The 22,770-nt window shown below is 47.8% G+C and carries 26 protein-coding genes; 1 reads left to right on the plus strand and 25 read right to left on the minus strand.

Going from position 1 to position 22,770, the window contains the following annotated elements:
* Nucleotides 1–69: 69 nt before the first annotated feature.
* The 10 genes from panD to BR62_RS0105825 form a co-directional block, all read right to left on the minus strand.
* On the minus strand, nt 70–453 hold the full coding sequence (gene panD, locus BR62_RS0105780) for an aspartate 1-decarboxylase (RefSeq protein WP_003153510.1): 384 nt from the start codon (nt 451–453) through the stop codon (nt 70–72).
* A gap of 1 nt (nt 454) precedes the next feature.
* Nucleotides 455–1,315 carry a pantoate--beta-alanine ligase gene (panC, locus tag BR62_RS0105785; protein ID WP_032870054.1) on the minus strand — a complete coding sequence of 287 codons (861 nt, stop codon included), beginning with the start codon at nt 1,313–1,315 and terminating at the stop codon, nt 455–457.
* A 3-nt stretch (nt 1,316–1,318) separates the two neighbouring features.
* On the minus strand, nt 1,319–2,152 hold the full coding sequence (panB, locus tag BR62_RS0105790; RefSeq protein WP_032870056.1) for a 3-methyl-2-oxobutanoate hydroxymethyltransferase: 834 nt from the start codon (nt 2,150–2,152) through the stop codon (nt 1,319–1,321).
* A gap of 244 nt (nt 2,153–2,396) precedes the next feature.
* Nucleotides 2,397–3,374 carry a bifunctional biotin--[acetyl-CoA-carboxylase] synthetase/biotin operon repressor gene (locus BR62_RS0105795; RefSeq protein ID WP_012117846.1) on the minus strand — a complete coding sequence of 326 codons (978 nt, stop codon included), beginning with the start codon at nt 3,372–3,374 and terminating at the stop codon, nt 2,397–2,399.
* Entirely contained in the window at nt 3,359–4,549 is a 1,191-nt protein-coding gene (locus tag BR62_RS0105800) for a CCA tRNA nucleotidyltransferase (protein ID WP_032870058.1), read from the minus strand. Before BR62_RS0105800 ends, BR62_RS0105795 begins: the two co-directional genes overlap by 16 nt.
* A 4-nt stretch (nt 4,550–4,553) precedes the next feature.
* Nucleotides 4,554–5,687 (minus strand): N-acetyl-alpha-D-glucosaminyl L-malate synthase BshA, encoded by a 1,134-nt coding sequence (gene bshA / locus BR62_RS0105805; protein ID WP_012117848.1) that lies wholly within the window; start codon nt 5,685–5,687, stop codon nt 4,554–4,556.
* Nucleotides 5,684–6,397: a bacillithiol biosynthesis deacetylase BshB1 gene (gene bshB1 / locus BR62_RS0105810; protein ID WP_032870061.1), complete on the minus strand. Its 714-nt coding sequence runs from the start codon at nt 6,395–6,397 to the stop codon at nt 5,684–5,686. The genes bshA and bshB1 overlap by 4 nt, the downstream gene beginning before the upstream one ends.
* Nucleotides 6,390–6,803 carry a methylglyoxal synthase gene (gene mgsA / locus BR62_RS0105815; protein WP_003153499.1) on the minus strand — a complete coding sequence of 138 codons (414 nt, stop codon included), beginning with the start codon at nt 6,801–6,803 and terminating at the stop codon, nt 6,390–6,392. Before mgsA ends, bshB1 begins: the two co-directional genes overlap by 8 nt.
* 23 nt (nt 6,804–6,826) lie before the next feature.
* Nucleotides 6,827–7,630 carry a 4-hydroxy-tetrahydrodipicolinate reductase gene (gene dapB / locus BR62_RS0105820; protein ID WP_003153497.1) on the minus strand — a complete coding sequence of 268 codons (804 nt, stop codon included), beginning with the start codon at nt 7,628–7,630 and terminating at the stop codon, nt 6,827–6,829.
* A gap of 8 nt (nt 7,631–7,638) precedes the next feature.
* On the minus strand, nt 7,639–7,974 hold the full coding sequence (locus tag BR62_RS0105825) for a nucleotide pyrophosphohydrolase (protein WP_003153495.1): 336 nt from the start codon (nt 7,972–7,974) through the stop codon (nt 7,639–7,641).
* A 142-nt stretch (nt 7,975–8,116) separates the two neighbouring features.
* Between BR62_RS0105825 and BR62_RS0105830 the strand changes: the two genes are divergently transcribed.
* The gene (locus tag BR62_RS0105830) at nt 8,117–8,989 is read left to right on the plus strand and encodes a YitT family protein (RefSeq protein WP_007409475.1); all 873 of its coding nucleotides are present in this window, start codon (nt 8,117–8,119) and stop codon (nt 8,987–8,989) included.
* Between the two features lie 23 nt (nt 8,990–9,012).
* On the opposite strand, the gene BR62_RS0105835 is transcribed toward BR62_RS0105830, so the two are convergent.
* The 15 genes from BR62_RS0105835 to BR62_RS0105905 form a co-directional block, all read right to left on the minus strand.
* Nucleotides 9,013–10,188, minus strand: coding sequence for an oxalate decarboxylase family bicupin (locus tag BR62_RS0105835; RefSeq protein ID WP_032870064.1), 1,176 nt, complete (start codon nt 10,186–10,188; stop codon nt 9,013–9,015).
* Between the two features lie 29 nt (nt 10,189–10,217).
* Entirely contained in the window at nt 10,218–11,000 is a 783-nt protein-coding gene (ypjB, locus tag BR62_RS0105840) for a sporulation protein YpjB (RefSeq protein WP_032870066.1), read from the minus strand.
* 67 nt (nt 11,001–11,067) lie between these two features.
* Nucleotides 11,068–11,661 carry a lipoprotein heptaprenylglyceryl N-acetyltransferase LhaT gene (locus BR62_RS0105845; RefSeq protein WP_020954210.1) on the minus strand — a complete coding sequence of 198 codons (594 nt, stop codon included), beginning with the start codon at nt 11,659–11,661 and terminating at the stop codon, nt 11,068–11,070.
* Between the two features lie 106 nt (nt 11,662–11,767).
* Nucleotides 11,768–12,535, minus strand: a complete 768-nt coding sequence (locus BR62_RS0105850) for a menaquinol-cytochrome c reductase cytochrome b/c subunit (RefSeq protein WP_007409471.1) — start codon at nt 12,533–12,535, stop codon at nt 11,768–11,770.
* 31 nt (nt 12,536–12,566) lie between these two features.
* On the minus strand, nt 12,567–13,241 hold the full coding sequence (qcrB, locus tag BR62_RS0105855) for a menaquinol-cytochrome c reductase cytochrome b subunit (RefSeq protein ID WP_003153485.1): 675 nt from the start codon (nt 13,239–13,241) through the stop codon (nt 12,567–12,569).
* A gap of 1 nt (nt 13,242) precedes the next feature.
* Nucleotides 13,243–13,746: a Rieske (2Fe-2S) protein gene (locus BR62_RS0105860; protein WP_003153484.1), complete on the minus strand. Its 504-nt coding sequence runs from the start codon at nt 13,744–13,746 to the stop codon at nt 13,243–13,245.
* A gap of 137 nt (nt 13,747–13,883) precedes the next feature.
* Entirely contained in the window at nt 13,884–14,330 is a 447-nt protein-coding gene (locus tag BR62_RS0105865; RefSeq protein WP_012117852.1) for a YpiF family protein, read from the minus strand.
* Nucleotides 14,331–14,384: 54 nt separating this feature from the next.
* Nucleotides 14,385–14,924: a ReoY family proteolytic degradation factor gene (locus BR62_RS0105870; protein ID WP_003153482.1), complete on the minus strand. Its 540-nt coding sequence runs from the start codon at nt 14,922–14,924 to the stop codon at nt 14,385–14,387.
* Nucleotides 14,925–14,997: 73 nt separating this feature from the next.
* A complete protein-coding gene (locus tag BR62_RS0105875; RefSeq protein WP_032870068.1) occupies nt 14,998–16,269 on the minus strand; it encodes a tetratricopeptide repeat protein in 1,272 nt (423 codons plus the stop codon).
* Between the two features lie 315 nt (nt 16,270–16,584).
* The gene (gene aroA / locus BR62_RS0105880) at nt 16,585–17,871 is read right to left on the minus strand and encodes a 3-phosphoshikimate 1-carboxyvinyltransferase (protein ID WP_007409467.1); all 1,287 of its coding nucleotides are present in this window, start codon (nt 17,869–17,871) and stop codon (nt 16,585–16,587) included.
* 11 nt (nt 17,872–17,882) lie between these two features.
* Nucleotides 17,883–18,998 carry a prephenate dehydrogenase gene (locus BR62_RS0105885; protein WP_032870146.1) on the minus strand — a complete coding sequence of 372 codons (1,116 nt, stop codon included), beginning with the start codon at nt 18,996–18,998 and terminating at the stop codon, nt 17,883–17,885.
* Between the two features lie 51 nt (nt 18,999–19,049).
* Nucleotides 19,050–20,132 (minus strand): histidinol-phosphate transaminase, encoded by a 1,083-nt coding sequence (gene hisC, locus BR62_RS0105890; protein ID WP_032870070.1) that lies wholly within the window; start codon nt 20,130–20,132, stop codon nt 19,050–19,052.
* Nucleotides 20,133–20,143: 11 nt separating this feature from the next.
* Nucleotides 20,144–20,941 carry a tryptophan synthase subunit alpha gene (gene trpA / locus BR62_RS0105895; protein WP_007612229.1) on the minus strand — a complete coding sequence of 266 codons (798 nt, stop codon included), beginning with the start codon at nt 20,939–20,941 and terminating at the stop codon, nt 20,144–20,146.
* The gene (trpB, locus tag BR62_RS0105900) at nt 20,934–22,136 is read right to left on the minus strand and encodes a tryptophan synthase subunit beta (RefSeq protein ID WP_020954213.1); all 1,203 of its coding nucleotides are present in this window, start codon (nt 22,134–22,136) and stop codon (nt 20,934–20,936) included. The genes trpA and trpB overlap by 8 nt, the downstream gene beginning before the upstream one ends.
* The gene (locus BR62_RS0105905; RefSeq protein ID WP_032870072.1) at nt 22,117–22,770 is read right to left on the minus strand and encodes a phosphoribosylanthranilate isomerase; all 654 of its coding nucleotides are present in this window, start codon (nt 22,768–22,770) and stop codon (nt 22,117–22,119) included. Before BR62_RS0105905 ends, trpB begins: the two co-directional genes overlap by 20 nt.

The following is a 22,770-nucleotide window of genomic DNA, read 5'->3' on the forward strand; positions in this document are numbered from 1 at the left end:
GAGAAATGGAGCGGAAAAACAGCTTTTGCCCCTAAATCTTAAAAGAAAACCCCCATGAAGGGGGCTCTTTTACAAAATCGTGTGTGCCGGCTCCTGACCCAGCATCTGCTCGATTTTATTCTGATCATCCAGAACGGCCACCTTCGGCTGATGGCTTTTTGCTTCCTGATCAGACATCATTTGATAAGAAATAATAATGACTTTATCTCCTTCTTGGACGAGACGGGCGGCTGCTCCGTTTAAACAGATGACGCCGCTCCCCCGCTTACCGGGAATAATATACGTTTCAAGTCTCGCTCCGTTATTATTATTCACAATCTGAACTTTTTCATTAGCGAGCATTCCGACGGCATCTAAAAGATCTTCATCAATTGTAATGCTGCCGACATAGTTTAAATTGGCTTCCGTCACGGTAGCGCGGTGCAGTTTTCCGGCCATCATAGTGCGGTACATATTATGATCTCTCCCATTCATCAATATCAATAATGATATTATCAATCAGTCTGGCTTTAGAAAATTGGACGGCACAGGCCAGAATGACCTTGCCGTTTAATGTTTTAAGCGGAGTCAGCTCCGGATAAGCGTACAGTTCGGCATAATCAATGACGCCGCTTATGTTTTCGATGGTATCGGTGACGGTTTTTATAACGGTTTCCGGATTTCTTTCACCGCCTCTGATCAGTTCGGCGCCTTGCTGCAATGCTTTATAGATCATCGGCGCTTCTTTGCGTTCCTGCTCAGTCAGATAGACGTTGCGAGAGCTTTTGGCAAGTCCGTCTTCTTCTCTGACCGTGTCCACTGCAACCAATTCGATATCCATAAAGAAGTCCTCAATTAATCCGTCCACAACCGCTGCCTGCTGGGCATCTTTCAGGCCGAAGTAGGCGCGGGTCGGTTTAACGAGATTGAAAAACTTCGTCAGCACAGTGGCCACTCCGTCAAAATGGCCGACGCGGGAGGCGCCGCACAACACGTCAGTTCTCCTTTTCACTTGCACGGCAACATTTTGCTCGCCTTTATACATGTCACTTGGAGACGGCGTAAACAAAACATCTGCCCCCGCCTGTTCTGCAAGCCGGGCATCGCGCTTTAAATCTCGCGGATATGCTTCGTAATCCTCGCCCGGTCCGAATTGAGTCGGATTGACAAAGATGCTCATCACGACAATATCGTTTTCTTTGCTTGCTTTTTCAACCAGCGTCAGATGTCCTTCATGAAGAAAACCCATTGTCGGGACGAATCCGATCGTCCGGCCTTCTGAGCGGTATTGTGCAATCAATTCTTTCAGCTGTTGAGTTTCTGTCAGTTGTTTCATCGCTTACTTTCCTCCGTACAAGCCTTGCAGCACAGTTTGGTTTATCTGAAAGGAATGCTTTTCTTCCGGGAAAACCCGTTCTTTCACATCACGGACGTAATCGCTGAGGGCCGACTCAATCGTGCCGTCGATTTTGGCGTATTGCTTCACGAACTTCGGTGTTCTGTCCACGCCGTGGCCGACGACGTCATGATAGACAAGGACTTGGCCGTCCGCTTTTGAACCGGCTCCGATTCCGATGACGGGAATGGATACTTCTTCTTTTATTTTAGCAGTCAGTTCAGCAGGCACACATTCAAGCACGAGCATCATCGCTCCCGCCTGCTCGCATTTGATGCTGTCTTCAATGAGCTTTTTCGCGCTTTGCTCATCTTTTCCCTGCACTTTATATCCGCCTAATACGCCGACAGACTGCGGTGTGAGGCCTAAATGGCTGACGACGGGAATTCCGCCGAGAGTCAGCGCGCGGATGGATTCGAAAACGCCGTCTCCGCCTTCAAGCTTTAACGCGTCCGCGCCGCTTTCCTGAATAATGGCCGCGGCGTTTTTCAATGTATCCTCTTTTGAAAGGTGGTAAGACATAAACGGCATGTCAGTTACGATAAACGTATTTTTCGCACCGCGTTTTACCGCTTTTGTATGGTGAATCATGTCACTGACCGTTACGCCGACTGTTGAATCGAGTCCGAGCACGACCATTCCGAGCGAATCCCCGACTAAAATCATGTCGACTCCCGCCTGTTCCGCAAGCTTTGCCTGCGGATAATCGTAAGCGGTCAGCATCACGATCGGCTCTCCGTTTTCCTTCATTTTCACGAAATCCAGTTTTGTTTTCATTCTGTTTCTCCTCCTCTAAACGGTGAGGAGATGAGCCGCCAATTCTTCGCAAGCAAAAAAGCCTTCTGTAAAATAAGAAGGACCCCCACTTGTTTAACGTTCGGCGAATGTCATCCCTCTGTCCCAGTCCTTTTTTGGATCAAGGCAGACTTTTCGTAATCTCTGTTCTGCTGATCAGGTGCAGTTCATTATGATACTGCCCATAGGAAGTATACCAAATTCACGAGGCTTGTACCAACTAAGATTAATTGAGCTCAATATCGGCAGAATAGATCTTCTTTATACCGTCTCTCGTTTCCAAGAGAAGAACTCCCTCATCATCAATGCCGAGCGATTTCCCGTAAAACGTCCCTTGCAGCGTTCTCGCTCTGAGCTCGTTCCCCAGTCCGACCGCATAGCTTTCCCATAGCAGCTTGATCGGTGTAAAGCCGTGGTTCAAGTAATCCTGATAGCGTTTTTCAAAAGTCAGCAGAATCTCTTGTATCAGACCCGCTCTGTCAATTTTCTCGCCGGCTTCCATGCTCAGGCTCGTCGCAATGTCCTGAAGCTCGCCGGGAAAATCGGTTTCCTGCTGGTTCACGTTGATCCCGATCCCGAGAATAACCGAACGGACACGGTCTTCTTCTGCCTGCAGCTCAGTTAAAATCCCGACGGCTTTTTTGCCGTGAATCATTAAATCATTCGGCCATTTAATGGCGGGCTGTACACCTGTAAAAGCCTCGATGGCCTGTACGACCGCAACGGCAGATAACAGGGTGAGCTGCGGCGTTTTTTGCAAAGGAACGTCGGGTCTCAGAATGAGGCTCATCCAAATCCCGTTTCCCTCCTGTGAATGCCATACTCTGGCCATTCTTCCTCTGCCTGCCGTTTGTTTATCGGCGACTACGAGCGTTCCTTCCGGCGCGCCGTCATTGGCAAGTTCATGAGCGGTTTTTTGGGTGGACGGCAGGACGTCCCGGTAATGAAGCTGTTTGCCCAAAACCTCTGTTTTCAGCCCGAAACGGATTTCGGATTCACTGAGTTTCCCCGGTTTTTTAATGAGCCTGTACCCTTTTCGTCTGACCGCCTCAACCTCATAGCCCTCTTTGCGGAGCTCCTCTATATGTTTCCAAACGGCGGTTCTCGAGCAGCCGAGCGCGTCACTTATTTTCTGCCCGGAGATAAAGCCGTCACCCGCCTCAGAAAATAAATCAATTAATCGGGTTCTTAATGTTGATCCCATGATGCGAGCCACTCCTTTATGTCATGTTTTAGGTTAGGGAGCTTCCCTGCCAATACCGCTTCTTCAATCCGGCGAAGTTCTTCGGCCACCCATTTACCCGCGCGGCGGTTTCTGAGCTCCATCAGATCAGCGCCTGAAATGTCGAGGTCTCGAAGGCTTTTGATCGGCAGCTTCTCATACAGGCTCTGAACCTCTTTCAGCTTTTGTTCATCAATCGTCTTATGCTTTTTCAGCATCCCGATTTTAACGGCTGATAACAGCGCCTCTCCCGCCCGGTACATCGCTTCTGCTTCCAGCTGCGCCGGATAAACGCTTATGATCTGCACCGCTTTTTTTATGACTTTTCCCGGCAGTTTCCATTGTTTTAAAAACGCCTCGGCGCTTTTCGGGCAAAGACCGAGAAACAATAACAGCGCTGCCCAGCGTTCTTCGCGTGCATCTAAAGAAGAAAACGGAAATCCGCTTGCTTCAAGCATTTGCTGCTCATAACCGGAAAGGCCGGGCAGCTCTTGTATCAGACCTGTCTGCACCATCGTTTGAATTGCTTCCTGTGAGAAAGCGCCCTGCAGCAGCTTTTCAAACTCGACGGTCTTTCGTTCTACTGATACATGTGCCAAAAGCTCCCTGTCTTTTATGACGGCCTCTCTTGTTTCTTTTTCTAACAGAAAGCCGAGCTGACTCATAAAGCGGACGGCTCTCATCATCCGCAGAGCGTCTTCCCGAAAACGGTCTTCAGGATTACCCACCGTACGGATCAGCTTTTGTCCGATATCATGTGCGCCTCCGAAATAATCAAGCAGCTCTCCTTCGGCAGACATCGCCATCGCATTAATCGTTAAGTCTCTCCGCTTTAAGTCTTCTGATAAAGAAGTAATGAACCGCACAGCTTCAGGGCGCCGGTAGTCCTTATATTCTGATTCGGCACGAAAAGTGGTGACTTCATAGGTTTCATCTTCCCACAGGACGATGACGGTGCCGTGCTCTTTTCCTACATCGACAGTCCGCTTAAAGAGACGCTCCACCTCATTCGGCGAAGCGCTGGTTGCGATGTCCACATCACCTATTTTTCGTTTCATATAGCTGTCTCTGACGGCTCCCCCGACAAAGTACGCCTGATGGCCCGCCTTCATCAGGTGATGAAGGATGGGGAGGGCTTTGACAAATTCCTGTTCCATAAGATCACTCCGGTCCTGCCAATTCGTCATAAATCCGTTCATACTGACTGACGATTCTTTGCGAAGAAAAGGCGGTCTCCACCATTTTCAGCGCATGATCAGTCAATCGTTTGCTGAGCTGTGTATCTTCTAAAACGGCAAGCGCTTTTTCAGATGCCGCTTGAATATCGCCGACTTCCACCAGAAAACCGCTTACTTGATCTTTAATCACTTCCGGGATTCCGCCGATATTTGTTCCGATGCACGGCACGCCGCAGGCCATCGCTTCAAGGAGGACGAGTCCGAAACTTTCTTTTTCAGACAGAAGAAGCTTAAGGTCGCTGATGGAATACAGCTCTTCCACCCTGTCCTGATTTCCGAGGAGCAGCACTTGATCCTGCAGTCCGTATTTTTCGACAAGCTGCCAAGCGACGCACTTTTCCGGTCCGTCGCCGACAAGCAGGAGCTTCGCCTTTGTGTTGGCTGCGATATTACGGAAAACGCGGATGACATCTTTAACACGTTTTACTTTTCTGAAGTTCGAAACATGGATGACGACCTTTTCATCCGGCAAAATGCCATGTTTCTCTTTTATACTCTCTGTATTTTTCTTAAGATAAACACGTTCATCAATAAAGTTGTAGATGGTTTCAATTTTTTTATCCGGCTTGATTAAGTCATATGTTTCTCCGGCAAGCGCGGTTGATACCGCCGTCACTCTGTCGGACGCTTCGATGGCAAAACGGATTAAATCTTTTAATGACGGATCATATCCTAAAACGGTGATGTCCGTACCGTGAAGCGTCGTCACGATGCCGATGTCGCGCTTGAGCATCTGTTTGGCGAGATAAGCACATACCGCATGCGGCAGCGCATAATGCGCGTGAATGATGTCAAGATTTTCCCTTGCGGCAACCTCGGCGATTTTGCTCGCCAGCGTAAGGTCATAAGGCGGATATTTAAATACCGCGTATTGGTTGACTTCCACCTCATGAAAATGAATATTCGGATGATATGTATTTAATCTGAACGGGATGCTTGATGTGATGAAATGAACCTGGTGCCCTTTTTCCGCAAGCAGCTTGCCGAGTTCCGTCGCAATAATACCCGAGCCTCCGACACTCGGGTAGCATGTAATCCCTATTTTTAATGGTCTCATTGTCCGCCCCCAAAAACATCATCATTCAAAACGGGAAGCTGTTTTGAAAAGAAGCCTTCGGCATACCCCGTCCCGGCTTCTTTGCCATACAGTTTTTCCCGCGCTTCCACCATTTCGATATAACCGTTGGTCAGCGGTGTGTTCACTGACTGCGCCGTAGGAATAAACTGGCTTTGATAGGCGTGCAGGCTTTCTTTTTTCAGATCGATGGTTTCCGTTATGTCGATTACAAAGTCCGGACGGTGAAACCCATTGATCATATAATAGTATACGCGCTGAGCCTTATGAGCCGGCAGTTCCTGGTGATCTCTGTATTTATGAATTCCCGCCGAGAACACCGCTTCTTCGACCAAAGCCGCCGCATTGCCGTGGTCAGGATGGCGGTCTTTCGGATAAGGCATGAAAACGGTTTTCGGCCGGCAGGCTCTGATGACACTGACAATCCGGCGGATGCCGTCCTCACTTTTCAAAAGCCCGCGGTCGGGAAACGTAAGCTGGATTCTCTCTTTTACGCCGAGAATTCGTGCCGCCTCTGCCGCTTCTTCTTTTCTTATCCCTACCGTTCCGTTGGATGATAGTTCGGCCTCGGTCAAATCGCATATCACCGCGGTTTTTCCTTGAGCCGTAAATTTTGCGATCGTGCCGCCCATACCGATCTCGACATCATCACTATGGGCGCCGAACGCCAGAATATCAACGTGTTCAGACATTCGGCTCTCCTCCGCGCACAAGATTGCGGAAATCAAATGCCCCGCCGTCCAGCGTCCGGACGAGGATTTCCGCTGTCCCCATATTTGTGGCGAGCGGGATCGCGTATACGTCACACAGCCGGATCAGCGCCGAGACATCCGGTTCATGAGGCTGCGCAGTTAACGGATCGCGCAGAAAAATGACGAGATCCAGGGCATTTGCCGCAATCAATGCGCCGATTTGCTGATCTCCGCCGAGCGGGCCGGATTGAAAACGTTCAACAGACAATCCGGTCGCTTCCTGGATTTTCAGGCCTGTCGTACCTGTCGCGTATAACTCATGATGGCTCAGTATATCTTTATATGCGGTCGTAAACTGAACCATATCCTGCTTTTTCTTATCGTGAGCAATCAAAGCGATTTTCATTTGATGTTCTCCCCCTTGCCGATTCAGTCGATAATATTTTCGAGTCCGTATACAAGCTGGTCGATTTTCATCACTTGCTCCACTGACAGCTTTACTCCTGACATAAAGGAAGCCCGGTTATAGGAGTCATGGCGCAGTTTCAGCGTCTGGCCGTCCATGCCGAACATGACTTCCTGGTGGGCGATAAGGCCCGGCAGACGCACGCTGTGAAGGCGGATGCCGTTTAATTCAGCACCGCGGGCGCCTGGCAGAATTTCTTTTTCATCAGGATGGCCCTGCTGCTTTTCTGTACGGACGCTTGAGATCATTTCCGCTGTTTTCAGCGCCGTTCCGCTCGGGGCATCCAGCTTTTGATCATGATGAAGTTCAATGATTTCTACATCTTCAAAATAGTTGGCGGCCATTTGTGAGAACTTCATCATCAGCACCGCGCCCAATGCAAAGTTCGGAGCGATGATGGCGCCGATTCCTTTTTCTTCAGTCAAGGCTTGAAGCTCCTCTAAATCCGCTTCAGAAAATCCGGTCGTTCCCACAACGGGGCGGACGCCGTGTTCAAGAGCGGCTTTCGTATGTTTTTTGCCGATTTCAGGCGTTGTCAAATCGATCAGCACATCCGGTTTTGTTTCTTGGAAACATGCGCGGATATCCGTATAAATAAGAGCGTCTGAATCAGCTGACATCACTTCCCGCAATGTTTGCTGATCGTATGTATGGTCAATGGCGCCGACAAGCTCAAAATGAGGCGTGCGGACGGCAAGTTTTACGGCCTCCTGGCCCATTCTGCCTCTCGGTCCGGCAATGACGACTTTAATGGTTTCATTTGACATGGTTTCTCCTACTTTCCTTCTTCTTTTCTAGTCCAGCGGTCTTTATCACGTGTATTAAATTTATGCATGACGCGGTTATGAGCTTCCTCCAATGAAATATCAAGGGAGTTGGCGAGGCAGATCAGGACGAACAGCACATCGCCCATTTCCTCTTCCATGCTTTTCTCATTTTCCGTCGTTTTCTTCGGCTTTTCCCCATAATAATGGTTGACTTCTCTTGCAAGTTCGCCCAGTTCTTCCGTGAGACGGGCCATCATGGCAAGCGGGCTGAAATAGCCTTCTTTGAATTGGCCGATATATTCATCGACCTCAGCTTGTAAGTCTTTCATCGTTTTGTCACTCACTGTGCGAATACCTCCTGTCATCTCTTCCATGTTAGCTAATTCAAGTACATTTGACAAATGTTAAAAACGGCAGTTTGCTGTTTTCTTTTGTATCCACTATAATATTTACGCAATCTTATGGAAGGAAAAGGGGTTTGATGCAATGCTTGGAGAAATCAGAATCAAAAACATTTGCTTTATTTTAATCGGCGCCGCTGTTTTTTCATTCGGACTGGTTCACTTTAATATGCAGAACAATTTGGCGGAAGGCGGATTTACCGGCATTACGCTGCTTTTATATGCGTTATTCCACATCAGCCCTTCTATTTCCAACCTGATATTGAACATTCCTATCTTTTTCATCGGCTGGCGTATGCTCGGCCGGACGATGTTTGTCTATACCCTGATCGGCACCGTCTCTCTTTCTGTTTTTCTGAGTGTTTTTCAGCGTTACGAAATTCATATGCCGCTGTCGCATGATTTAGCGCTGGCCGCCTTATTCGCCGGTGTATTTATCGGCGCGGGTCTCGGCATTATTTTTAAATACGGCGGCACGACGGGCGGGGTTGATATCATCGCCAGACTGATCAACAAATTTTTCGGAATCCCGATGGGCCGGACGATGTTTGCCTTTGACGCCTGTGTCATTCTGCTTTCTTTGTTTACGTATCTTTCTTACAAGGAAGCGATGTACACGCTTGTAGCCGTTTTTGTCGCTGCGAGATTGATTGATTTTATCCAGGAAGGCGGCTATGCCGCAAAAGGGGCAACGATTATTTCTTCGAAAAACGATTTGATCCAGCAAAAAATCATTGAAGAGATGGAGCGCGGCGTCACTGTTTTAAAAGGACAGGGATCATATACAAAAGAAGACAGGGACGTTCTTTACTGCGTCGTTCCGAAAAACGAAATTGTGCTTTTGAAAAGCGTCATCACTTCCGTTGACCCGCACGCCTTTGTTGCAGTAAGCGACGTCCATGATGTGCTCGGCGAAGGATTTACGCTTGATGAAAATAAAAATCCGATCAGACGATAATAAAAAGGCGGCTTTTGCCGCCTTTACTGTTTGTGTTTCCATTTAACAACCGGTGATTTTTTCTTTTTCAATCGGCGGACGAATGCCGGACTGACATTGAGCGTCTGCTCGACGAAGCGCTGCGGCGTCAGTGCCAGCCATTCGTTTAAAGAGACATCTTCAAAACGGTCGCTTTTGAAAATTTCCAGAAAGCGAAGTACGGTGTCACCGGTATTCTGAACATAATGTCCCATTGCAAAAGGAACATATCCTACGTCACCTGCTTGATAGTTAAATGTCCGCGCTCTTCCCTCCGCCGCAAACACCGTCATTTTCGCTTCTCCTGAAAGATAATACTGCCACTCGTCCGTATTCGGATGCCAATGCAATTCTCTCATGCCTCCGGGTTCGACTTCCACGAGAGCTGCGGCAATCGTTTTTGACACCTTAAACGTTTTTGAATCGACAATCTTTACTCTTCCCCCGCTGGTAACAAGAGGCTCCTGCCGGGAAAGCTTGTAGCTGAACGGCTCCAAAACGGTGCCTTCCGGGGAAGAAACTGCTGCCTTTTCAATAGGGGGAGGCGGTTCCAGCTGGAACATGTAACGCTCTTTTTTATGGATGTAAGCCAAATCATATCCGGGAACACCGAAGTTCGCCTCCAGCACGCTGCGCGGGGTATGGGCAAACCAGTCCGTTACTGAAAAGGTGCTGTTTTCTGAAAAAGAGCCGTCATCAAAGACGAGCAAAAACTCACTGCCCTGCTCTAATCCTTGAATGGAATGAGGAATGCCGGAAGGAAAATACCACAGATCCCCTTCACTTACGTTGTCAATAAAATTCCTCCCATTTTGATCGACCGCAGTTAAACGGACTCCTCCGTTAATCACATATCCCCATTCGGCTTCTTTATGCCAATGAAGCTCCCGCACAGCTCCCGGCTTCAGTCTCATGTTCACCGCCGCGATGTTTTTGGATACCGGCAGTTCCCTGACCGTCACCTCTCTGGACCATCCGCCGTCTTCAAGCCTCATATGCGTATCAGAAAATGAGAATTTCAAGTTTTGAACCGTTCCTGCATCCGTTGAAGGCGGAACGAGCATGTCAGGATTCTGGAAGTCACGCGCGAGGTTTCGCGGTCCTTCGTCAGTCGCCCCTTTTCTGCCTCTGATCGGCTGCGGGAGGTGTTTTGAAGCCAATTGCTGGATGAGTTTTTTCACTGGCTTAGCTCCTTTACAGCAATTTGTGTTTATTTAGACTTAGGATACTCACGCTTTTTCTCTTTCTTTTTTTCCGCTCTGTATTTTCGGTAGCCGACATATGTCAGCGCAGTAATAATGATACCGCCTGTTGTCAGAATGACCCAGAGCAGCGAAGGGTCAGCGTCATCCCGCTCCACCTTGTCAAAAACCCGCTTTAAATCCTGTTGCAGGAGCGTCAGACGCTCAAGCTTTGTTCCTTTTGTCATCTGCTGAAACCCGTCCTGCTCAATCACCTCGATATGTTTCGCCACCGTATCAAGCTGGCCGGCCGACACATCCATTGTCAGGCTGGGATAAATTAAATCATATAATGATATAAATTCATTCCACTTTTCATTGAAATTTTCACTTCCGTTTCCGCTGACATCTTCTTTTAAGGCGCTGAATGTCGCCATAATCGGTCTTTCAAGCGAACCCCACAGCGGATCGGAGTGGTCTTCCATCGCATCCATTACCAACCTGAACTGGGCGGCTGCCCGGATTTTTTCGGTATCTGAGGCGTCTGCCTGTTTCAGAACGCGCACTAAATCATTGAAACCCAGAGTCACCTGCCTGACTTCGGCGCCGCTCAGTGAGTTTACGTGTGTCATTTTTTTCTTAAAGTAGCCAAGCACTTGCAGAGCCTCATCATACTGCGAATGCCGCGTCATTTGGAAAACGGTATCCGAAAGGTCGTTCAGTTCCTTGAGATCGCCCTCATCTTCAGCTTTGGCAGTTGTGATGAAACACATAAGAGCAAGTAAAAGACAGATCGTCAGCTTTCGTTTCATAGAGGTCCCTCCCACTCCTTCTCTTTACAGAATATGAGGAGCGGGACAAGGTTAGACCAAGATTCTATCAGTGTAAGTCAAGCTTTATCCGTCTTTTAGAAATCACCAAATAGTATGCAAGGCCGAGTGAAAATATGCTCAGCCAGAATGTAGCATAGCCGATCTCTTGCATATAGTCATTGAGCATTGAGTAGCGGGGCATCATGCCGAAAAGATAATCAATGACATCATTATGAAGCGTCCAAACAGCGGCAACGGCAAGATGCCATAACCGGAACCGAAAATACGGGCTGTATAAAACGCCTTGAACGGCCATGGCAAAATGTGAAGCAATCAGCATGTACCCTTCCAAAGGCATCTGCCCCATTTTGACCAGCACAAAGACATTCATTCCGACCGCCCACAGCCCGTATTTTACAAGGGTTACAAGAGCCAGCGCTTCAAACAGCGGCGCGTTTCTTCCCATGAGAAATGCCAGAAGCACGAACAGGAAGAAAAACGTCGCCGTCGGGCTGTCAGGCACAAATATCAGAAATCGGAACGGCGTGTCCGCAAGCTGAGGCACATACCAATAATAGCCGTACACCGTACCGATAAAATTAACGGCAAGAACAAGCAGAAGCATGCCGCGCAACCCTAAAAGATAAGAAATCCACCTCATACCATCAACTCTCAGTCCGTAAAAAGTATGTATCATGCAAAAAAAGCTGACATCCGGTCAGCTCTTTTCATAAAAGTATATCCTGCTATTGTCTACTTCACAATCGTTATTTCGCTGTCGTTTCAGAAATGAACTTCGCCAGCTGATCAAGCTGTTTGTCATTCCCTTTAAAAATACCGGCTGGCATCTGCCCTTTCCCTTTGACGGCGATTTTTTTAATTTCTTCCGGGCTCAGCCCGTTATCGACCAGGGACGGACCGGCGCTTCCGCCTTGAAGATTATCCCCGTGACAGGAAATACAGCCTTGTTCTTTAAATACCTTATAACCGTCTGATTCAGTATCAATGGCGGCTTCTTTTTTGATTTTCCCTTGCTCCTCCGCCTTCGCCCAGTCATGCGTCGCGACTGACTGCCACGTTAAAAAGACCGTAGCGCAAAGCGCCAAAAGCATCATGCCGACCGCAACCGGACGCTTCCACGGCCTTCTTTCAGACCCCCTGTCGAGAAACGGAGCCAAAAGCAGCGACCCGAAGGCAAGACCTGGTATAATCATCGCGCCAATAACGGTGTAGCTCCCTGCGGCATATTCATATTTTAATAGCTGGTATAAAAATAGAAAATACCAATCCGGCAGCGGAATATACCCTGTATCCGTCGGGTCCGCCACCCGTTCCAAAGGCGGCTCGTGCACAATCGTTAAAACGAGAAATCCGACGAGGAAAACGGCCCCGACCATCCATTCTTTCAGCAGGAAGTTCGGCCAAAACGCCTCTGTCTTTCCAGGATACTCTGAATAGTCTTTCGGTATATTCGGTTTTTTTTCAGCCGGTATCCTTGAATCTCCTACAAACTTCATTCCTTTCCCCCGGTGCATGTCATCCCCTCCCTTTTATATCAGATTAGTATTAAAGCGGTCCTGAAATTCCCTGCTTGCGGATCATGACAAAGTGGGCGCCCATGAGCGCAAACAAAGCGGCAGGGAGAAAAAATACGTGAATCGCAAAAAATCTCGTCAGCGTTTGGGCGCCGACAATATCGTGGTGGCCGGCAAGAAGAGTTTTCACCTGCGCTCCGATCAATGGCGTCGCCTCCGCAATCTGAAGACCTACCTTTGTCGCAAACAGCGCCTTCATATCCCATGGAAGCAGATACCCTGTAAAACCGAGACCGAGCATCACAAAAAAGATCAGAACACCGACGATCCAGTTCAATTCCCGAGGCTTTTTATAAGCTCCCTGAAAGAAAACCCGCAGCGTATGTAAAAACATCATCACAATGACTAAACTTGCACCCCAATGGTGCATACCCCTTACAATCTGCCCGAAAGCGACTTCATTCTGCAAATAATACACAGATTCCCACGCGTTTTTTATATCCGGCACATAATACATCGTTAAAAACATCCCGGACAACACTTGGATAACGGTTACAAAAAACGTCAAACCGCCGAAACAATAGACAAAAGCCGAGAAATGGTGAGCGGGATTTACATGTTCCGGCACTTCATGGTCGGCGATATCCCGCCACATCGGCGTAATATCGAGACGTTCATCCACCCAGTCATAAATTTTGTTCAGCATGTCACCCTTCCCCCCTAGGCTTTGCTTTTCCAAGATACAAAAAGCCGTCCTTTACTTTTTGCTCATAACGGTCAAGAGGCGCGAGCGGCGGCGTGCCCGGAACGTTCGTGCCGTCTTTTTCATACAGCCCGTAATGGCAGGGACAAAAGAACTTGTTCGGATTTTTAGGATCATTGTTCCAGTTTACGGTGCAGCCCAAATGCTTACAGATCGGAGAAAGCGCTATAATTTCATCCCCATGCTTGTAAACCCAGGCTGACCTGGATTCTTCCGATTCGTACCAGGCGTCGACTTGATGAATTTTAAAGTCAAACCGCTTCGGCTCCTTCGTCAGCTCATCCACACTGACAACCTGCACCATTTTTTGATCTCCCGTCGGTTTTAATACCGGGTCCAGCGCAAAACGGACCATGGGCATAAGCGCACTGGCGGCCATAAATCCCCCCACGCCGGTGAGCGCATAGTTTAAAAATTGTCTTCTTGATATATCTTGTTTTCCGCCCATCTCTTCCCCCCCTAAAGATTGACCAAAAATTAACTAAAATAGAAAATAATTCTGAGATTTGACACCCTCATAATATATGAATCTTTCAGCAAGGTCAACAGAGGCAAAACGAGTGTTTTGCGGGATGCCTGAAGTTTTTATGAATTGTTCCACTTCTGTAACAAAACGTTCAAAATTTCTCCGCACTTGTCATCCGCTATTTTTCTCTTTAAAGAGTCTTTCATATGTTCAAACGGAACGGCAGGTATGTATATGACATCAGACCCTATTTCAGAATCCTTCCATTTTTCGTCTGCCGTCAGGAACAAGACGTGCCGAAAGTTGGTCATCACCTCGTCTTTGAGTTTTTGAAGCAGGGCGATTTGTGATTGGTCTATATCAACATATGTATAAGAGGGGAATAAATATACCCGTCCCTTCAATTGGCGCTCAAGCTCTTCAGAAAGCAATTGGGTGCTTTCCCCCTGTTCAACGGCCTCTTTTAAGCCTCCTGAAGATGTTATGGAAATTAACGGAATGACAGCGGTATCAATGTAATCCGCAGATTGTAAATAGGCATCGGCATCAGCGGCCCTCCATCTCATGTCTCGTTCCTCCTCTTTACGCAACAAGCCTTGCATATTCTGCAAGGCTGTCATTTATGTGAGCTGATTCAATTGGCGGGAAAGCTTTTCAAATGTTTCTTTGTCGTGGCGGTCCAGCGCCTCGTCGATATCTTTAAGCAGCTTTTCCCGCTGGAAAGTGGAAATGGCATGTTCTAATATTTTTTCGGCCATCCCCTGATCCTGTTTATTTTCAAACAGGTCTTTCGGCAGATGCGGATTTGATTCAAGAACAGCGGCATATTCCGGTGAGCTGTAGGCCGAACGGAAATTCAGCTGGATAAATAAATCCTGCTGTTTATTTAACCGGATGTCGTGAAAAGATTTTTCCGCGTCCGTAGTCATGACATTTTCTTTGTAAAACCTAAACGGCACCTCATCAACGCAATGAGTAGACATGATAATGCCTCTCGGGCAAAATTCGGCTTGTTCTACAAAATGGACTTTTTCCATTAATGAATCATGACTCATTAAATAATTTAAAATCCAGACGCACTCCCGGCGTTTAAGCTGATAATGATTTAAAAACCAACGGATAAAATCCTTTTTTTCATTGACAGAAACAGGGGTCTGCATGTAATTCCCTCCTCTATCGATCGTATAATCTGACATCACTTATACATTCAGCAAGCATGGTCCAAAATCCTGCTTATCTTAAAAATTCATCCTCTATCCGTAAGATTGTTTCTTCAAGCTCTTCGTTTGTTCCATCCATTGAAAGCACTTGTTTTAAAAGCGGCAGCGCTTCTTTCTGGAGACCCTCTTCCAATAAGAAGTGAGCGTATTCATATAAGAAATCCCGATCATCCTGATAATGGAGATACGCAGCTTCGAAGCTTTTTTTCGCTTCAGCGTATTGCTCAAGGCCTGTATAAGCACCCGCCAAATACCAATTGTATTTCGGATCTTCTTCTCCGTAGCCGCGGACTTCCTGAATCAGATCAATAATCTCTTCAAAGCTTTCTTCTTTATGATAGACGGCTAAAAGCGTATGGAGCGCTTCCACGTAACCCGGATCGAGCGCCAGCGCTTCCTGAAGAAGCTTTTTGCCTTCCTCTTCGTTTCCGAGCTTTAACGCCATTTTCGCCGCATAGAGAAAAAGCTCTTTATTGTATTCATCGTAAGTAATACCTTCTTTAGCGGTTTTTAATGCATCTTCATACATGCCTTCTGCCTCGTAGCTTTTTGCAAGCGGCATATAAAGCGATGAATAGGAAGGATCAAGCCCTTTTAAATCAGACAGCTGCTTGATGGCTGTTTTGACCATTCCCGCCTGATAGGCTGTAAACCCGTACCCGAAAATCGTATTCGGTTCTGTATGTTCTGCCGCCGCTTTTTCATACCATGAAATCGCTTCCTCAAATTCACCCGCCGCGCTCAATGACTCAGCCAGCCTCTGATGAACATTTACGCCGCCGATTTCGTGCCGTTCTTTTGCCGTCTCTTCATAGTAAGGAACGGCTTTTGCGTATGATCCCTGAGTGAAGTATAATTCCCCCAGAGCGAAATCAATAACAGGTTCATCTTGTAACATCGATTTCGCCTGTAACAGCTTTTGCTCACTTACTTCAAATAAGCCCTGCATCTGATACAGATCAGCCATTAAAAGAAGGCTTTCCGCGTAAGACGGGTCTTCCGGAGAAATTGTCTCCAGCACCTCTAGAGCTTTTTCTTCTTCATCAATATCTATTAACAATTCGGCGTAAAAATTCGTCAGCTCAGACTCATCCGGATAAAGGTCATGCAGATCACTGATCAGCGCTAACGCTTTTTCGGCGTTTCCCCATTCATAGTAGAGCTGGGCTGCAATGGCTTTGTCTTCGTCATGAAGCTGCGTTTCAGCTTTTGAAAGCGCTTTGAGTCCCTTTTCGGTTTCACCTGCTTCAACTAATTTTATGGCTTCTTGGATCAATGTATTCAAATCAGACCGGTCCTTTCTTTTCCTATACCTCATCAACCAATGAAAAGGGTTTTTATTCGGGTTATTCTTATCATAATTCAGACAGGGCCTGCCCGCAAATAAGATGCTTCACCCGGCATTATAGTTTATCAGAAAATGGTTAAGAGGAAAACGGCAAAAAAGGGGACGGCATCTTTATACGCAAACAGCGCAATTTGTTCCGGCTGTTTCTGTAACGAAAACGCATTCCCCCTTTCTGTTATTTTCTGTTTAAGACAAGCTATGTCAAAGCCCAAAGTTTTATGACACATGAAGAAAAAAGCCCGAAGAATCTCTTCAGGCTTTTTTGGCTAATTGATCTAAATGCTCAAAAAATGTCGGATATGAGACATGGATTGCCTCAGTATCACAGATGTCAATCGGCTCTTCTGTCAGGCATGAAGCGACACCGAGCATCATGCCGATGCGGTGGTCGCCGTGGCTTGACACATCGGCTCCGCCCGCAAGCGTTTTTTTGCCGTGTATTTTCATGCCGTCTTCAGTCGGTTCAATGTCTGCGCCGATTTTCCGGAGCTCTGATACGACGGTGTCGATCCGGTTCGTTTCCTTCACCTTCAGCTCCGCAGCGTCTTTAATGACAGTTGTGCCTTCAGCCTGCGTTGCCAAAAGGGCGATAATCGGGATCTCGTCAATTAAACGGGGAATGATTTCTCCGCCGATTTCTGCCGCTTTCAGAGCTGAGGTTTCAATAACCAGGTCTCCGTAAGGCTCTGCGCTGTCCGCTTCTGAAGGAATCACTTCAAGTGAAGCTCCCATTTGCTTTAAGACATCAATCATTCCCGTGCGTGTCGGGTTCAGGCCGACGTTTTTCAGCACAATCCGGCTTCCGGGAACGACAGCGCCTGCCGCGAGGAAAAAGGCCGCTGAAGAAATATCGCCGGGCACGAAAATATCAGCCCCCTGAAGCTTCTGACCGCCCGTTACGGAAGCGCTCGTCTCCGTTTCCGCAAGCTCGGCGCCAAAAGCGTTCAGCATCCGTTCCGTATGGTCTCTTGATTTATGAGGCTCAGTGACGGTCGTCGTCCCTTCAGCCTGCAATCCGGCAAGCAGCACGGCGGATTTGATCTGCGCGCTTGCAACAGGGGAGACGTAATCAATGCCTTTCAATTGTCCGCCTCTTACGGATAAAGGCGTAAATCCTCCGTCCGCTCTTCCGTCAATCGCGGCTCCCATCTGTTTTAAAGGCTCCGTCACCCTCTTCATCGGGCGCTTTGCAATACTTTCGTCGCCCGCTACCGTACTGTGAAATGGGCGTCCGGCTAAAATGCCGAGCATCAGGCGGATAGTCGTGCCGGAATTTCCGACATCAAGAAGGCTGTCAGGCTCACAAAGTGCGTCAATGCCCTTCCCGTATATCGTTACATCACTTCCGTTTTGTTCAATGGAGACACCCATTTTTCTGAAGCAGGCAATGGTGCTCAGACAATCGGCTCCGGGCAAAAAGTTTTTTACCGTTGTGGTTCCTTCCGCAAGCGCTCCGAACATAACAGAACGGTGGGAGATGGATTTATCCCCCGGAATATGAATTTCACCGTTTAAAGACGTCACTTTTTCTCTTTTCAATGTTTTCCACCTCAGTCAGCGTAAAATGTGTCATATTTGGCGCGGGATTGAATGCAGATTTCCGCACGCTTCCGGTCATCATCAGTCTGGAAACTGATTCTGAGAATTCCGTTAATATCTTCTCTTGTTTCGATAATGCGGATGTTGGTGATACTGATTTTTTCTTCTGCCAATATCGCCGTAATTTCCGAAATGACCCCCGGATGATCGGGAACATCGACATAAAGGTCATAAAAGGACGGGATCGCTCCTTTTTGACGGAGCGGCAGACCGTCGCGATAATCTTTCGCTTTTTTAAAATATCCGAACAGGCTGTCCGCATCTTCATTTTCTACATAAGATTCGATCGTGTCAATCTCCCGTTTCCATTCTTTGAAGCGGTCAAGCAGTTTATCTTTGTTATGAAGAAGTATGTCCCTCCACATCGCCGGACTGCTTGAGGCGATCCTGGTGATGTCCCGAAAACCGCCGGCTGCGAAACGTTTCAAAAACGGATAATCTTCTTCAGCATGATGAGCCTGATGTACGAGGCTTGCAGCAACGATATGAGGGAAATGGCTGATGACGCTCGTTACGCCGTCATGCTCCTCGGGGGTCATCTCCACAAAGTGGGCGTTTGCCGCTTTCAAGAGTTCCTTCAGATGCGTTACTGACTCTTTAGAAGTTGATTTTCCGGGTGTTAAAATATAAAACGCATTTTCGAATAAAAATTCTTTCGCGGCAGCGGCCCCGGATTTATGAGATCCCGCCATCGGATGGCCGCCGACAAATTGATAGTGAGCCGGAAGCACTTTGTCGGCGTAGCTGACGACTTTCTGTTTCGTGCTGCCCACATCCGTAATCAGGAGTTCATGGGTGATGTCTGATGCGGCCAGCACATCGAGCATTTTCAGCGTTTGGGCGACAGGCGTGGCGATAATGACAACAGACGCTTGCTGCGCCCCTTCCGTAAATGAGCCGGCCCGCTCGTCAATAATTCCGAGCTTCAGCGCGGCAGTGAGCTGTTCTTCCGAAATATCCACACCGATAATCCGTTTATGCGGATGCTCCTTTTTGATGGCCAATGCGATCGATCCGCCGATCAGCCCGATCCCCGCAAGCAATATAGTATCCTTCATTTCACTCATTTCCTTTTTCAACTATTTTAATAGAGCAAAGAGGTGATGCCTGATCACCTCTTATAATATTTCAGCTAAAATTGTGAGAATTTCCTCATTCTGCTCTTTTGTACCGACCGTAATCCTTAACGCTGTCGGAAATCCGAGCGCCTGTCCTGAGCGGACGATATATCCTTTTTCCAACAGGGCTTGGAACAGTTCATCCGCCGGGCGGTTAAAATCAATGAGCACAAAGTTGGTTTGTGAAGGATAACAAGTTAATCCGTGAGTTTCTGCAAAATCATAATACTGCTTAAGGCCTGCTTTATTTTTCTCGACGCATTCCTGAATAAATGTCTGGTCATCAAGCGCTGCCAGTGCCGAAGCCTGACCGATTCTGCTCGTATTGAACGGCTCTCTCGCTGGTTCAATCTGACGGATCAGTGCTTCGTCCGCAATGCCGTATCCGACGCGCAGCGCGGCAAGTCCGTACGCTTTAGAGAAGGTGCGGAGGATCATAACATTCGGATATTGCTTTAAAAGCGGAATGCTTTCTGGGTAATCTTCCGCCGTAACATACTCGTAGTACGCTTCATCAAGTACAACGAGTATATGCTCGGGAACTCTGTTTAAAAAGGCAATTAGCTCTTGCTCAGAAGTATATGTCCCCGTCGGATTATTGGGGTTGCATACCCATATGATTTTCGTCCCGCCGTCAATTGCTTCCAGCATCCGGTCCAAATCATGAGCGCCGTCACTGCGGAGCGGAACCTCGCGCACCTCAGCGCCTTCAATCACCGCATTGTGTCTGTATTGCGGGAAAGTCGGGGCGGCGGTAATCGTGTTTGCCTGATCATTTAATAAAGAACGGCAGATAATCTGCACAAGCTCATCAGAGCCGTTGCCAAAAATGATCGAAGATTCACTGACCTGCAGATGCTCACTGAGCCGTGTTCTCAAAGCGGCACTGTAACCGTCGGGATACAGCGCAAGCTGCTCAATCTCCTGATGCAGCGCATCTTTAGCGGCCTGTGAACAGCCGAACGGATTTTCGTTAGAAGCGAGTTTTACTACTTTCTCAAGCCCGTATTCCATTTTCACTTCTTCTATTGGTTTGCCCGGCTGATACGGTTTCAGCTGCCGCAGCTGTTCTTTAATCTGCAAATCCAGTCACCTCATTTTACACTGTACAGTCGTCCGAACGTCTTTGCGTATTCTTCAAATTCAAGAAGCGCATCAGCTCTTGTTCCGGGATTCACAAGCTTTGTTTTAAGCTCTTCAACTTTTTTGACAAGCGCGCTGCCGACAACGACACCGTCAGATATTTCATTCATCCCGTCAACCTGTTTGCGGTTTGAAATGCCAAAACCGACCGCCACCGGAACAGAGCTGAATTCTTTCACCTTACGTATGAAAGAGTATACAGACGGATCGAATTCGCTGCGTACGCCCGTCACTCCTAAAGAGGATACACAATACACAAAGCCGCAGGCCTGTTCAGTAATTATTTTCAAACGGTCTTCACTTGTCGGCGCAACCAGTGAGATATAAGCGATGTTCTCCTTTTTGCATGTCATTTGCAAAAGGGCGCTTTCCTCTAATGGAAGGTCGGGTACAAGCAGACCGTCTATGTCGTTTTCCCGCAGTAAAGCGAAAAAGTATTCTTTTTCTAATTGTAACACAGGATTATAATACGTAAAGAGGATAATTGGAATATGAACGCCGTTTTTTTTCATTTTGCCGCCAAGTTCAATTGCTTTTACGATATTCATTCCGTTTTCCAGAGCCCGTTTTGAAGCCCGTTGTATGACGGGTCCGTCCGCAAGCGGATCTGTGTAAGGAACGCCGATTTCAAGGGCAGAAGCGCCTGCATTCTGCAATGATATTGCCAGCTCAACAGAAATGTCAGGAAGCGGATCGCCAGCTGTAATAAAAGGGATAAATAATTTTTCAGAATCTCGCAGATTAAACATGTGTCTCCACCCCATTTTCCAAAACATTCATCAGCGTATGAACGTCTTTATCTCCTCTTCCCGACAAACTGACGAGAATGATTTTGTCTTTATCCATGTCTTTTGCCATTTCAAACGCTTTGGCCAGAGCGTGGGCAGATTCAATAGCCGGAAGAATACCTTCTGTTTCAGAAAGCAGACGTAACGCGGCAATCGCTTCATCGTCTGTCACGCTTTCGTATGTTACACGGCCGCTTTTATGCAGATAGGCGTGCTCAGGGCCGATCCCCGGGTAATCAAGGCCGGCTGAAATGGAATACGGTTCGATAATCTGCCCGTATTCATCTTGTATTAAATAGGTCATTGAACCGTGAATCACCCCGAGTGTCCCTTTTGCGATCGTTGCCGCATGCAGCGGCGTATCAATTCCTTTTCCGGCCGCCTCGGCGCCGATCAGCTCAATATCTTCGTCTAAAAAGGCCTGAAATATGCCCATCGCATTGCTTCCGCCGCCCACACATGCAACAACCTTGTCCGGGAGCGTTCCTTCAACCCGGCGGAGCTGTTCTTTCGCTTCCTCGCCGATGATTTTCTGAAATTCGCGAACGATATACGGATACGGATGCGGCCCCACTACAGAACCGATAAGGTAGAAATGATCTTCACAATGCTGGACCCAATACCTGATCGCTTCATTCGTCGCATCTTTCAGCGTGCCGTTGCCGCTTGTGACCGGCACCACTTCCGCGCCGAGCAGTTTCATCCGGAATACGTTCAGCGACTGGCGCGCAACGTCTTCTTCACCCATAAAAACCGTACATTTAAAACCGAATTTTGCGGCGGCTGTCGCGGCAGCCACACCGTGCTGTCCCGCGCCGGTTTCGGCGATGATTTTCGTTTTGCCCATCTTTTTGGCAAGCAGAATCTGGCCTAACGCGTTGTTAATTTTATGAGAGCCGGTATGGTTTAAATCTTCTCTTTTCAGATAGATTTTCGCCCCTCCCAAATACTCTGACACCCTGTCTGCGAACGTTAATGCGGTCGGTCTTCCGGAGTAATCAAACAGTAGTTTTTTATATTCGGCATGAAAAACGGGATCATTCTTTAATTCTTTGAAAGCCGTTTCGATTTCCTCAAGTGGCCGCATCAATGTTTCAGGGACAAATTTGCCGCCGAATTCGCCGTATCTTCCGATTTCATTTGGATATGGATACATAGTGGTTCATCCTTTCTTCTAAAAGCCGGATCAGTGTTTGATCCTTTTGTCCGTTTTTTTCAATTCCGCTGGCAAGATCTATACCGCACGGACGCGATCTCAGTAAGCCGGTAATCGTTTCAGGATTAACGCCGCCCGCAATAAAACAGCGCTTGTTTGCATTTTGAGCCTGCTTTCGGTACAAGGGGACACGAGCCCACGAAAACGCGATTCCCGTGCCGCCTCTCATTCCTTTTACTGAAGAATCAATGACATAGCCGTCGACAGCAGGTGCAAATTGAGCCATCTGACGAAGCGTCCCTTCCCCGTGATGGAGCGCTTTCCATATCTCCGAGCGCACAAGCGGACGGAGGCGGCGGGCATCCTCAGGCGATTCATCACCGTGAAGCTGGATGGCGTCAAGTGCCAGATCAGAGGCGATTTGCGCGATGTTTTCTATCGTTTCATTTACAAATACTCCGACATGTTTCTTGTCTGTCCGGACCTTCTCTTTCCATTTCCGGACCTCATCCGGCGTTACTCTCCGTTTGCTTGCGGCAAAAATAAATCCCAGATAATCCGCTCCTGAAGCTGCCGCAAGTTCGTAATCACGCTTCGATCGTATTCCGCAGTACTTTACCTCAGGCTTTTTCAT

The sequence above is a fragment of the Bacillus sp. UNC69MF genome (assembly GCF_000746035.1).
Classification (GTDB): Bacteria; Bacillota; Bacilli; order Bacillales; family Bacillaceae; genus Bacillus; species Bacillus velezensis.

Excerpts from the sequence above, each read along its gene's own strand:
- panD (WP_003153510.1), bottom strand. The coding sequence starts at position 453 with ATGTACCGCACTATGATGGCCGGAAAACTGCACCGCGCTACCGTGACG.
- panC (WP_032870054.1), bottom strand. The coding sequence starts at position 1,315 with ATGAAACAACTGACAGAAACTCAACAGCTGAAAGAATTGATTGCACAA.
- panB (WP_032870056.1), bottom strand. The coding sequence starts at position 2,152 with ATGAAAACAAAACTGGATTTCGTGAAAATGAAGGAAAACGGAGAGCCG.
- BR62_RS0105795 (WP_012117846.1), bottom strand. The coding sequence starts at position 3,374 with ATGGGATCAACATTAAGAACCCGATTAATTGATTTATTTTCTGAGGCG.
- BR62_RS0105800 (WP_032870058.1), bottom strand. The coding sequence starts at position 4,549 with ATGGAACAGGAATTTGTCAAAGCCCTCCCCATCCTTCATCACCTGATG.
- bshA (WP_012117848.1), bottom strand. The coding sequence starts at position 5,687 with ATGAGACCATTAAAAATAGGGATTACATGCTACCCGAGTGTCGGAGGC.
- bshB1 (WP_032870061.1), bottom strand. The coding sequence starts at position 6,397 with ATGTCTGAACACGTTGATATTCTGGCGTTCGGCGCCCATAGTGATGAT.
- mgsA (WP_003153499.1), bottom strand. The coding sequence starts at position 6,803 with ATGAAAATCGCTTTGATTGCTCACGATAAGAAAAAGCAGGATATGGTT.
- dapB (WP_003153497.1), bottom strand. The coding sequence starts at position 7,630 with ATGTCAAATGAAACCATTAAAGTCGTCATTGCCGGACCGAGAGGCAGA.
- BR62_RS0105830 (WP_007409475.1), top strand. The coding sequence starts at position 8,117 with ATGCTTGGAGAAATCAGAATCAAAAACATTTGCTTTATTTTAATCGGC.
- ypjB (WP_032870066.1), bottom strand. The coding sequence starts at position 11,000 with ATGAAACGAAAGCTGACGATCTGTCTTTTACTTGCTCTTATGTGTTTC.
- BR62_RS0105845 (WP_020954210.1), bottom strand. The coding sequence starts at position 11,661 with ATGAGGTGGATTTCTTATCTTTTAGGGTTGCGCGGCATGCTTCTGCTT.
- BR62_RS0105850 (WP_007409471.1), bottom strand. The coding sequence starts at position 12,535 with ATGCACCGGGGGAAAGGAATGAAGTTTGTAGGAGATTCAAGGATACCG.
- qcrB (WP_003153485.1), bottom strand. The coding sequence starts at position 13,241 with ATGCTGAACAAAATTTATGACTGGGTGGATGAACGTCTCGATATTACG.
- BR62_RS0105860 (WP_003153484.1), bottom strand. The coding sequence starts at position 13,746 with ATGGGCGGAAAACAAGATATATCAAGAAGACAATTTTTAAACTATGCG.
- BR62_RS0105865 (WP_012117852.1), bottom strand. The coding sequence starts at position 14,330 with ATGAGATGGAGGGCCGCTGATGCCGATGCCTATTTACAATCTGCGGAT.
- BR62_RS0105870 (WP_003153482.1), bottom strand. The coding sequence starts at position 14,924 with ATGCAGACCCCTGTTTCTGTCAATGAAAAAAAGGATTTTATCCGTTGG.
- BR62_RS0105885 (WP_032870146.1), bottom strand. The coding sequence starts at position 18,998 with ATGAGTGAAATGAAGGATACTATATTGCTTGCGGGGATCGGGCTGATC.
- trpA (WP_007612229.1), bottom strand. The coding sequence starts at position 20,941 with ATGTTTAATCTGCGAGATTCTGAAAAATTATTTATCCCTTTTATTACA.
- trpB (WP_020954213.1), bottom strand. The coding sequence starts at position 22,136 with ATGTATCCATATCCAAATGAAATCGGAAGATACGGCGAATTCGGCGGC.
- BR62_RS0105905 (WP_032870072.1), bottom strand. The coding sequence starts at position 22,770 with ATGAAAAAGCCTGAGGTAAAGTACTGCGGAATACGATCGAAGCGTGAT.